The organism is Elusimicrobiota bacterium (assembly GCA_016722575.1).
In the GTDB taxonomy this organism is placed as follows: domain Bacteria; phylum Elusimicrobiota; class Elusimicrobia; order FEN-1173; family FEN-1173; genus JADKIY01.
Genome location: JADKIY010000006.1, coordinates 37,344 through 48,875, shown reverse-complemented (window position 1 = coordinate 48,875; position 11,532 = coordinate 37,344). Strand labels below are relative to the sequence as shown.

At 66.3% G+C, this 11,532-nt stretch carries 8 protein-coding genes (1 of these 8 cut by a window edge); all 8 read right to left on the bottom strand.

The window, feature by feature from the left end; genetic code table 11:
• Positions 1–8 precede the first annotated feature (8 nt).
• Complete coding sequence (locus IPP68_10060) at positions 9–377, bottom strand: aspartate 1-decarboxylase (protein MBL0350697.1); 369 nt, start codon at positions 375–377, stop codon at positions 9–11.
• A gap of 7 nt (positions 378–384) precedes the next feature.
• On the bottom strand, positions 385–1,149 hold the full coding sequence (locus tag IPP68_10055; protein MBL0350696.1) for a hypothetical protein: 765 nt from the start codon (positions 1,147–1,149) through the stop codon (positions 385–387).
• Between the two features lie 365 nt (positions 1,150–1,514).
• A complete protein-coding gene (locus tag IPP68_10050; protein MBL0350695.1) occupies positions 1,515–1,910 on the bottom strand; it encodes a response regulator in 396 nt (131 codons plus the stop codon).
• A 6-nt stretch (positions 1,911–1,916) separates the two neighbouring features.
• A complete protein-coding gene (locus IPP68_10045) occupies positions 1,917–2,615 on the bottom strand; it encodes a succinate dehydrogenase iron-sulfur subunit (protein MBL0350694.1) in 699 nt (232 codons plus the stop codon).
• Entirely contained in the window at positions 2,615–4,357 is a 1,743-nt protein-coding gene (locus tag IPP68_10040; protein MBL0350693.1) for a succinate dehydrogenase flavoprotein subunit, read from the bottom strand. Before IPP68_10040 ends, IPP68_10045 begins: the two co-directional genes overlap by 1 nt.
• Complete coding sequence (locus tag IPP68_10035) at positions 4,329–4,760, bottom strand: succinate dehydrogenase (protein MBL0350692.1); 432 nt, start codon at positions 4,758–4,760, stop codon at positions 4,329–4,331. The genes IPP68_10040 and IPP68_10035 overlap by 29 nt, the downstream gene beginning before the upstream one ends.
• Positions 4,757–5,155, bottom strand: coding sequence for a succinate dehydrogenase, cytochrome b556 subunit (sdhC, locus tag IPP68_10030; protein ID MBL0350691.1), 399 nt, complete (start codon positions 5,153–5,155; stop codon positions 4,757–4,759). Before sdhC ends, IPP68_10035 begins: the two co-directional genes overlap by 4 nt.
• Before the next feature lie 68 nt (positions 5,156–5,223).
• A protein-coding gene (locus IPP68_10025; protein ID MBL0350690.1) for a hypothetical protein crosses the window boundary here: on the bottom strand, positions 5,224–11,532 show its end. It continues 7,347 nt past the right edge of the window; 6,309 of the gene's 13,656 nt are visible here — the last part of the coding sequence; the start codon falls outside the window, past its right edge; it ends in the stop codon at positions 5,224–5,226.

Genomic DNA, 11,532 nt, shown 5'->3' with positions numbered 1-11,532 from the left:
CGCCGTGGTCAGCCGGCGGCCGCGCCGGGTTTTTCCCGAAGGTACTTCACGAAGCGGTTTTGACCGTCGACCAAAACGATTTTCGTTTTGGGGGCCCGCCGGGCGTGCTCGAAGGTCATCAGGATGACCTGGTGGCCTTTCTGGATGAGGTGGCTGGCCGCGCCGTTGGCGCAGATTTCGCCGGACCCCCGGGCGCCTTTGATCAAGTAGGTTTCCAGGCGGGCCCCGTTGGTGTTGTCGACCACCAGGATCCGCTCGTGTTCGGCCATGTCCGCCTTTTCCAGCAGGGCGACGTCGACCGTCATGGACCCGACGTAATTTAAATTGGCGTCGGTGACCGTGGCGTTGTGGATTTTGGAGCGAAGGAAAACGCGCATGAAAGCGTCATTGTATCACAATCGTCGGAACGCTCAACGCCAATCCGTCCCGGAGCGCCGCGTGGGCGTCGGCGAAACGGGCGGCCGGAACGACGACCCAGACCCCGTCGCCCGCGCCGGCGGGCCGGGGGTCGGCCCCGACGCGGGCCGGAATGCCCCGAAATTCCAGAATCGCCCGGGCCCGGTCGGCTTCCTTCCACCGGCGGGCGCTGTAGACCACCCGCTCCCCGGCCGCCAGGCCCGGTTCCTCGTCCCAATGGGTGGGCCGGGTGGGGAGTTTCCGGGCGGCCACGTCCCGGCGCCATCGCTCTTTGAGCGCGGGGGCCATCAGCCGGGCGGCCCGGGTCCAACGGTTTTCCGGCGGGGCGAAAAGACGGTAAGTGTCCTGGTACCATTGGGCGGCCAGCCCGGAGGGCGGGCGGCTTAAGGTCAGCGCGTGGCGCTCCCGCAACAGGTCCATTTCCAGGGTGAAGTCCCCGGGCGAAAGGCGCCCGGCGTTTTTTTCCCGGGCCAGTCGCGCCTGGCCGCTGCGGAAATCCTCGTCGGCGTCCCGGCGCTCTTTGGCGGGGTCCGCGGCCCAGGCCGTGTACCGCTCGGCCTCCCGGTAGGCTTCCCGGGCCCGGGCGCCGGTGTCCAACCACAAAACGGCGTAGACGCCGGCGGCGCCGAAGAGCACCGTCCAAAGGGCGGCGGCCCACCGGCGGCGGAACAGGGATTGGGAAAGTTGGGCGGGGACGGGGAGGACCGTCAAGGGATGGCCTCGCGCGTCCAAGCTCGGCCTCCATTCGCACGGAACATCTTCCCGTGCGAATACGGGAGGGTCTTTTTAGCCAGGGGGGCCCTCCGCGTCAAGGGATGGCCTCGCGCGTCCAAGCTCGGCCTCCATTCGCACGGAACATCTTCCCCGTAGTCTTCCAGGGGCCCTCCGCGTCAAGGGATGGCCTCGTATCCCCGGACTCGGCCCCCATTCGCACGGAACATCTTCCCGTGCGAATACGGGAGGGTCTTTTTAGCCAGGGGGGCCCTCCGCGTCAAGGGATGGCCTCGTATCCCCGGACTCGGCCCCCATTCGCACGGAACATCTTCCCGTGCGAATACGGGAGGGTCTTTTTAGCCAGGGGGGCCCTCCGCGTCAAATCAACGGCTGTCCAGCATGGCTTTCACCTGCCGGAGGAGTTCGTCGGAACGAACGGGCTTGGTGAAAACTTTTTGAACGTTTTTGGCTTTGGCCAGGAGCTCCCGGGCGGGGCCGGCGTCGGCGTAGGCGCTCACGACGGTCACGGGAATTTTGGCGGTGTCGTTCCGCTCCGCCATTTTTTCCAACACCCCGAAGCCGTCCAAGCCGGGCATCATCAAATCCAGGAGGACCGCGCCCGGGTGGTGCTGGACGATCATGTCGAGGCCTTTTTGACCGTCGGTGGCGGAGTAAACCTCGTACCCCTCCATCTCCAGGGTCGTGGCCAGGAATTCCAAAATGGCTTCGTCGTCCTCCACCACGAGGACGACGGACTTCTTATCGGGCGCGTCGGGCATGGGCCGTCAATCCTTCCGGAACAGGAGGGCCCGCTTGACGTCGGCGATGGCGCCCGTGATGTCGATGTCCCGGGGGCAGGCTTCGACGCAGTTGAACACGGTGCGGCATTTCCACACCCCGTCCCGCCCGTCCAACAGCTCCAGGCGTTCGGCGGCGGCCCGGTCGCGGTCGTCGAAAATAAATCGGTGGGCGTTCACGATGGCGGCGGGGCCCACGTAGGCCGGGTCCGCCCAGAAGGACGGGCAACTGGTCGTGCAGGCGCCGCAAAGGATGCACTTGGTGGTGTCGTCGAAGCGGGCCCGGGCGTCGGGCGACTGGAGGCGTTCGCCTTCGGTGACCGGTTCCTCGTTGATCAAAAAGGGTTTCAACGAGCGGAACTTGGCCAGAAAGGGTTCCATGTCCACGATCAAATCTTTGATGACCCGGAACCCCTTCATGGGTTCCAAGGTAATGACCGGGGCCACGTCCTGGACCAACACTTTGCAGGCCAGGCGGTTTCGGCCGTTGATGCGCATGGCGTCGGAACCGCAGATGCCGTGGGCGCAGGAGCGCCGATAGGCCAGGGGCCCTTCCTGGGTCCATTTGACTTCGTTCAAGGCGTCCAACACCCGATCCGTGGGGGCCACGTCGACCGTGTAGGTTTCCCAACGCTCGGGCAGGCCTTTTTCCGGGTCCACGCGCCGTATTTTGAGGGTGACCTTCATTAGTATTTCCGTTCCTGGGGTTGAAATTTCGTGATCACCACGGGCTTGTAGTCCAAGGCGACCCCCGAGGCTGTTTTGGTGGCGAGGGTGTGCTTTAAAAATTGGACGTCGTCCCGCTTGGGGAAATCCTCCCGGGCGTGGGCGCCCCGGGATTCCTTCCGGGCGATGGCGCTGGCCACCGTGCATTCGGCCAGATCGATGAGGTTTTCCAATTCCAGGGCCTCGAGCAGTTCGGTGTTGAATTGTTTCCCCTTGTCCGACACGCCGACGCCCGCGTAACGCGTTCGGCATTCGGCGATTTTGGCCTGGACTTTTTTGAGGCCCGCTTCCGAGCGGTAGACGCCGCAATCGTCCATCATGGCCGCCTGAAGCTCGGCCCGGAGAGACGCCGCCGATTGCTTGGCGGGGTTGGCCAGGAGGCGGGCCACCCGTTCGCGGATGTCCGCGGCGGGATCCGCCGGGAGGGGCGGGAAATCGTTTTTGGCCGCGAAATCGGCCATGGCCATGCCGGACCGGCGGCCGAAGACCAAAATGTCCACCAGGGAGTTGGTCCCGAGGCGGTTGGCGCCGTGGACCGAAACGCAGGCCACTTCGCCGGCGGCGTAGAAACCGGGGAGAACGGTGTTTTTGGCGTCGACGATGACTTCGCCGTCCACCGTCGTGGGAATCCCCCCCATGGCGTAGTGGGCGGTGGCTTGAATGGGGATCAAATCCGTCACCGGGTCCAGGCCCATGTAGGTGCGGACGAAATCGGTGATGTCGGGCAGTTTTTCCTCGATGACCTGGGCGCCCAGGTGGCGCAGGTCCAAATGGACGTAGTCTTTCCCGTCGACGCCGCGCCCTTCGCGGATTTCCTGGTGGATGAAGCGGGAAATCATGTCCCGGGGCGCCAGGTCGAGCATGGTGGGGGCGTAACGCTCCATAAAGCGCTCGCCTTTCCCGTTCAACAGCTTTCCCCCCTCGCCGCGGCAGGCCTCGGAGAGCAAAATGCCCATTTTGTAGATGCCGGTGGGGTGGAACTGGAAAAATTCCATGTCCTCCAGGGGCAGGCCCCGGCGGTAGGCGATGGCCATGCCGTCGCCCGTCAGGGCGTGGGCGTTGGAGGTGATCTTGAACATGCGGCCCGAGCCGCCCGTGGCGAAGAGCACCGACTTGGCGTGGAACACGTGCAGTTCGCCGGTGGAGATTTGATAGGCCACGACGCCGGCGCAACGGCCGCCGACGACAATCAAATCCACGACGTGGTATTCGTCGAAAAAAGTGACGTTGTTCTTAATGCACTGCTGGTAAAGGGTCTGGAGGATCATGTGGCCGGTGCGGTCGGCGGCGTAGCAGGCCCGGCGGACGGGTCCTTTGCCGAAGTCCCGGGTGTGGCCGCCGAAACGACGCTGGTCGATGCGACCGTCTTCGGTTCGATTAAAGGGAAGGCCCAAATGTTCCAGTTCGATGACCGTGCTGACGGCGTCCCGGCAGAGGATTTCGGCGGCGTCCTGGTCCACGAGGTAGTCCCCGCCCTTGACCGTGTCGAACATGTGCCAATCGGGCGAGTCCTCTTCGGTGTTGCCCAAGGCCGCGCTCACGCCGCCCTGGGCCGCGCCCGTGTGGGAGCGGGTGGGGTAGAGTTTGCTTAAGACCGCCACGGAAGAGCCTTTGCGTTGAGCCAACGCCAGGGCCGCGTAAAGCCCCGCGCCGCCGGCGCCGACGATCAGGCAATCAAAGCGATGATGAGAGGTCCGTGTCATTGGGAAGCACCGTGTCCTGGGGGTGATCGGGTTGGAAAGCGAAAACCACGTAAAGGCCGAGGATCAAAAGGACCAGGGTCAGGAGCCCCATGAACCAGGTGGCGGCGGTCCGCCAGCCGCTCTTAAGGTAGTCGTTTAAGACCACCCGCAGGCCGTTGTAACCGTGCAAAAGGGCCAGGACCAGCATCAGCCCGTCGTAGGTCCGCCAGAAGGGCGTGGCGTACCGGGCCGCGACGAAGGCGTAGTCCACCGTGTCGATGCTGTTGATCAAATGCATGATGGCCAGGTGGCCCAGGGCGAGAACCAGGAGCACGAGGCCCGAGGCGCGCATGAAGAACCAGGCGAAGCGCTCGAACCCGCCGGAGGGGACCGGACGACCGGCGTTGGGAGAGAGGGCCGTCATCGGGGGTTCGCTTCCAGGTAATGGTGGGCCATGATGATCACGACCGGGATCATGAGGAGGACGAACAGAATCCAGGTGCCGCGGACCAGGGCCCGGTGGTGCCGGGTGGCCCGGGGCCAAAAATCAACCACGATCAAGCGAACGCCGTTCAACGTGTGGAAGAGGACGGACGCCACGAGAAACACTTCGCTCAGGCGGAAAAGGGGATGGCGGTAGATGGCCATGACGCGGTTGAAGACCTCGGGGCCCCAACCGAGGAGCGCCGTGTCCACGATGTGGGCCAGGAGGAAGACCAAGACGCCCAAACCCGTCAGGCGGTGGAAAAGGAACGTCCAGTGGCCGAACCCGCCGCGGTAACGGACGAGGTCGGAAGTTTCTACGAGAAGTCGTTTCATGGGAAAGTCAAAGTTTATCAAGGGGCCGACACGCTGTCAAGAAAACGACCCCGAGGGGTCGACGGAAATTACGCTTGAATTTGAAGGAAGGCCAAACGCCGGAGCGCGGCGTCGAGGTCCGCGCTGACCAACCCGGCCAGCGGCACCAGGGACACGAGCCAGTCCGCCAGGAACCTCCGCTCGGCCGGAACGATTCGATCGAGCGAAACGCCCACGAGGGTCAAGGGGAGCGCGACGTCCCCGTCAAAGCGCCGCAAGGAGCGCACGGAAAGACCGTCGGTCCGGAAAACTTTCTGGGCGGCGGAAGTGCCCCGGACCCACACCCGAAAGACGACGCGATGGCCGGGACGAATCAATCCCGGGAACTCTCGATTCAACCGGGCCTCGGCTTTGGAGAGGATCGCGCCGTCGGATTCCTCCGGCGAGGACCGGAGCCCCTCCCAGTCGACCAGCAAATGGGTGGTGCCGCCGGCGGGGGCCCCCCGGGAAAGTTCCAAAGCGCGGACGGTCGCGGCCCGTTCGGCGGCCCGGGCGTCGTCGAAAAGGGGCGAGAGGTCAATGGCCTTGACGGACCGGCGGTTCAGCTCGGCGGCCTGGAATCGAAGCGACCAGAGAGCTCGACGGAACGCGTTGTAAGCGCCGACAAAGGCCGCCGGATCGCCGCCGGAGCCGGAGTTCCGCAAAAGGTCCAACCCGGCCGCCGCCGCGGAGGTGTTGTTTTCCCCCCAGGGGTGGTTGAGCTCGTCCAACACCGCCGCCAAACGGGCGGCGTCCCGCGCGGAAGCGCCCGATGACGGGACCGCTCCGGCGCGAACGTCCGCGTCCGCCCACCGGGCCAGCCAACGGGCCAACTCCCCGGTTTCCTCCGACGTCGGCCCGGCGATCGGCGCGTACGCCCCGCCCGCCCAATCGGCGAGGGTCAGCGTTTGGAGCACCGGCATTCCCTCGAAAGGAGCGGGCGAAAGCCGTTCCAGGGCGTCCCGAAAGGAACGCCGCTGACCCTCGGTCAAATCGGCATCGATGGCGGCGGACCGGCCTTCCGAAGCGGAGCGGGCCAAGGGCTCCCGCACCCGAACGCGCCAACCGTAGCCGAACCCCTCGGTCAAACGGTCCCGAAGTCTCTGAAACGACTCCCCCGGGTATTTGAATTCCAGGACGGCGTTTTCCAGGGCCTCCGGAACGGGCCATTCCCGGGACCGCAGGGGGAATTGGGCGTGCCGGTCGGCCCGGGCGCCCGGACCGGGGCGGTTTTGAAGGAAATCCGTGACGTCGTCGGTGACGTAGACGCCGTTGGCCCGGCGCAGGGTTTCCAGACGGGTCAAATAATTTTCCGCTTGGGCGTAGGCTTCGGGCATCGTCATCGGGGCCCGTTGGTAATAAACGTCCCAGGCTTCGTCCACCCCATCGCGCTTTTCCACCAGGTCGCTCTCGCGGAAAACCACGGTCCGCGTTCGCGCGCCGGGGCGGCCGGGGTGGGACCACGGGAATTCCAACAGGACGTCGTTGCCGTTCCGGCCGACCGCCACCGCCGCCGGGTCGATCCCGAGGGAGGAAAGTTCCCGCCACAGCGCCTCGGCCATTCGTTCGCCGGGAACCAGCCGGGTGAATCCGGCGAACCCGGCCTTGTGCTTGGCTTCCGCGTAGGAGGCCGTGGCGCGGTCCAAATATTTTTTGTCCTTGCCGAAGACGGCCCGCAGGAGTTCCGGGGAAAAACCGTATTTCCGGTCGATCATCCACACCCGTTCGCCGTCGGTGGACAATAGAACGTTGGACAGATCGACCCCGGCGCCGCCGTACACCACGCGGCGCCCCTCCGCGGCCAGACCCGATTGGTCCCGCAAAATCCCCCACACGCCCAAATCGTGGGCGACGAAGGACGGGTGCAACAAGCCGCCGGCGTCCCCCCCGCGGGGGGCCCCCGGGACCACGAAGGGGGTGAGCACCATGGCCAGGGAGCCGATCCACGGGTTGTCCCACAGGGACGCGAGTCCGCGCCCGGTGAGGAATTCCACCCCGGGCCAGAGACCGCCGGGGATCGCCGCCGCCAACCAGGCGATGGGAGCCAAGAGCGCGAGAAACAGCGCCGTGTTTCGCACGGCGTCCCGGCCGCGCGCTTCGCCCTTCGCCGATTCGCGGGCGAGGTCGAACATGGCCTCCAGGAAATGGTCGTGGCGGGGAAGCGTCGCCGCGTCCGTCAAACCGGCGGAGAAAACCAGGTTCGCCATTCTTTTCACCAGAGCGGTCCGCCGTTTTTCAAACGCCCCTTCCCGGCTCAACAACAAAGACAAGAGGGCGGCGTCGGCGTTCACCAGCGATCCGTAGAGAGTCGCCGCGTCCGCCGGGAATTTGTCGTTAAAAAGGATTTCGGCGGCCAGCAGGGCGTCCCGGGTCCGGGCCAATCCCGTGGCGGAACGGTCTTCGCCGCCCAAGACCCGCTGGAGAAGCCGGGCCACCTCGACCGGCGCCGAGCGGCGCTCCTCGGGCGACCAGGTTCCCCAATGGGCCGCCCAATAGGCCACCGCCCCGCGGGCCCGGGCGCGGACCTCCGCCGCGGTCGGGAGCGCCGGGGCGAAGGCGACCGCTTCGGCGCGGGGCGCCGCCACGGTTCGGCCCAACGCGTCGGTCAAGGCCGTCGCGGCCGCCGCCAAGCTCGCGCCCCGGTCGCCGCGCCAAACGGACGACTCGGGACGGTCCAGCGGGTCGCCGAAGACCATGGGTCCATAGGCTTTAAAAGGCTCGCGCACTTTGGCCTGAACCGCCCGCGCCAGGAGCACGGGACCCGCGGCGGACAAAAGGATGGAAAGCGTCCAGACGCTGTTTTGATGGGACTGGGTTCGAATCCGGCGGACGGCCCCGGTGAAGGGGCTTTCCAGATAAATGCCCTGACCGTCGTTGAGAGTGGCCTTGACCGTTCGCTGTTGCAAATTGAAAGCGGCCGCGCGGGCTTCCAAATCCGGCGCTTGACCGGCCGACCACTCGCCGGCCCGGGCCGCGGCCTCCTCCAAAAGCGCCAGGGGGTCCAGAACGGCGGCCCCTTCGATCTGGGACGGGGTTTGAAATACGCCGAGCGGAGTCAACCCGCCCATTTTCTTGCCGTCTTCCGCCTGGCGAAGTCCGCCCAGGGCGAAGGCGTGGAGCTTCAGCGGATCCGCGGCGTCTTGAAGGACCAACACGGGACCCCGGCGTGCCACGAACTGGAAGCGGGGGCGGTAGGCGCCGCCGGGACGAAATCCCGCGACGGTCAAATGCGCCCGTTCGCTCCGGCGAAGGCGTCGGGCGGTTTCCGCGGGGAGCAACAGACTGAGCACGCCCGAACCGTCAACCAGGATCTCCTCGGCCTCGCGGTTGAAAGATCCCAAGTCCCGAACCAGGGCGGCGGAGGGCGCGCCCGCCGGTTCCGCCACCAAATCGCCGATCCGGCGCGCCAACCTCTTTCGCGTGGCCAGGTCCCCCTCCTTCGCCCGGGCGTGGGCGAGGGATTCCCGGGGGCTGCGTTCCAGTTTTCCGCCCCATTGACGGACGACGTCGTCCAATTCGAAAAAGACCGTGCGGTCCCCTTGGGTCACCCGAAGCGCCTCCCCCGCGACGTCCAGACGGGCCTTGCCGGGAGTGAACGCGCGGCTTTCCAGTCGGATCAAGCGATTGCCCGTGGCCGGATCGACCAAGGCCCCGCCGCTTCGGGCTTCGCCGCCGAGAACGAGATTCACCGACAGGCCGCCCGGCGCGGGGACCGCCCGGCCGTTCCGCCGGTCGTTCAGCCATCGGGCCAGACGCACCCGCTCGGGGGCTTCCCGGGCGGCGTCGGAATAGCTCTCAAAAGGGTCCGCCAGGAGGGCGGCCGAACCGCCGCCGTTCCGGGCCCGGCCGGAACGGAAGGGTTCCAGGGAAAAAGCCCAGGTGCGATCGGTGGCCGGATCCGACAAATAAAGGAGGGGCGGCCAAAATTCGTCGCTCGAGAAACGAACCCGGTGCACGCCCGGCGGCGGCCCGGCCAGCGACAGGGAAAAAGGCCGCCCCCCGACGCTGGTTTTGAAATAAGCCATGCGGGTCCGTTCCCGGGGACCGGCGGTCGGTTTGTACGCCAATCGAATCTCGTGGGCCCGGGGCTGCCCCGCGGCCCAACGACCCGGACCCGTCCGGTCGGGGGAGGCGGTCCGGCCCGGATCGGTGGCGAGGTCCAGCAACAGGCGAAATTCGTCGGTCACGACCGGTTGGAGAGAACCCAAAAAGACGCCCCCCGCCAGGGCCAGGCCCTGGGACAAATCGCCGAACCCCCAATGGGCCGCGGCCAGCGCCGCCGCGCCGGCCAGGAAGAAGGCCAACGGGGGGCCCCACCCTTTTCGGGCGGGGGCCGTTGAAACGGGAGCCGCTTGGGGCGGATACGTCCGGGGCCGGCGAACGCGGACATCCCAACCGTAGCCCTCGCTGATCCCTCGATCGCTGTCGGAAGGCCGGGCGGGGGTTCCGGCATGGCGGACCGCCAGGTAATGAGGCCGGTCGGGGTCTTCGGGCAAAGGGAGCTCTTCGCTGTCGAGCGGAAAATCCTTCCGATGATCGCGCACGGAGCCGAAAACAGTGTCCGAAAAATCATCCGTGGCAAAAAGCCCGCCGGGCCGCATCCCCGCGGACAAAGCCACGAGGAAATTCGGACGATCCCGGTAGCGGGCGGGCAAATCCAATCCGGCGCGTTGGTAGTAGACGTCAAAGGGCCAATCCAAGCGGTCGGCAATTTTCAAGAGATCGTTGTCCCGAAACACGAACCGCCGGGGCCGCGCCGCGCCGCCCGTCGGATGGCGCCAAGGAAATTCCAACACCAGGTCCTTCCCCTCCTGGTCGAAATGGACGGCGTCGGGATCCACCCTCAGAGCGGTCAGTTCCGCCCAAAGGTGAGCGGCGATGGCGTTCGCGTGGGTCAACCGATCGACCCGGCCAAAGCCGCTGGAATATTTAAACCGTCGGTAAAAATCCGATTTTTCGGCCAAAACCGCGGCGCCCAATCCCCGAGCGCCCTGGACGGCCGATCGATCCAAACCGCGATGATGGGACACCATCAAAAATTCGTCGCCGTCGGTGGACAGAAGCGCGTTGGAAACGTCCACCCCGGAACCGCCGTAGAGGACCCGGCGGCCGTCGGCGGGGCGCGGGGGCATGAGGGAATGAACGGCCAGATCGTGGCGGACGTAGGCGTCGTGCAACAGGTCCGTGGCAAAAGACGTTTCTCCCTCCCGGGATTCCGGGCCCCGCCACCGGCCGCGCACCGCGAAACCGTTCAGGACCGCCCCGCTTAAAAAGGGAATCTTTTCCCGGGCGAGCCATTGGTAAAACCCCGGAGAATTCCATATCGGCGGAGCCGTCCAATCCGACGCCGGATCGGACAGGCGCCGGACCCGCAAAGTCGACGAATCAAACAGACGGACCCAGGGCGGACGCAGGAAATCCATTTGAAGAGTCCTCAGTTCGAGTTCGCCTCCCGGGACGCGGGCGGCGATCGCTCCCAGGGCGGCCGCGTCCCATTCGGGACGGTCGAAAGAATCCTCCATATGAAGACCCCGAACCACCGCCCCCCCGTCTTCCGTCAAAGACACCGCGGCCTCGCCGATGAATCTTCCACCGTGTTTCAACACCCACGGGCCCCCGTCGGTCGAAGGCTCTACGTCCACCGACGGCAACGGCCGCGCGGACTCCGCGGCGGCCTCCTTCGGCTGGAGCGTCGGCGCCGGGAGACCGCCGTCCCCCTCCAAGGTCCGGGCCCGCAGGCGGGTGCCGTAGGCGTCGTCCGTCGAAAGCCACGACAAATCGTCCCCCGTTCGGGAGACGCCGTAAAGGGCCGCCAACAGCGCGGATTCCCCGGGGATTTCCGCCGGGCGGGCCGTGAGCGGGAATTGCCCGGCCCGGTCCCGGGCGAGGGCGGCCGGCGCCTTGCCCTGATCGTCGGTCAGGAGATTGGCCTTCCCCGGCGCCGGGGCTTTTTTCGCCAGGGCGCGGCCGACCAAGCCCCAGAAGGGTTCCTTGGACGGGTAATTCAAGGGGATCGTCATGGCGGCCTTGTGGAAATAGCCGTCCAGACCGTCCTCCAAAAGGTCGGCGTAGGCCTCCGTATCCTGGGCCTTGGCTTCCACCAAAAAGACGACCCGGTTCTTCCCTTCCCACTGGAAAAAGAGAACCAGGCGGCCCTTGGCGTCGGAGGAAACGATCACGCTTTTCGGATCCACCCCCAATTCGTGCCATTCGGCTTCCAGGGCGAGAAGCGCGTTGGCCGGCATCGTCATGTCGGAGCCCAGGGCGTAACCGTGTTGGCGCTTTTGACGGCTGTACGGCGTCTCCGCCGGGGGCAAGGCCTCGGCGAAAGCGGCGCGCACCGCCTCGGCCCGGGGGAG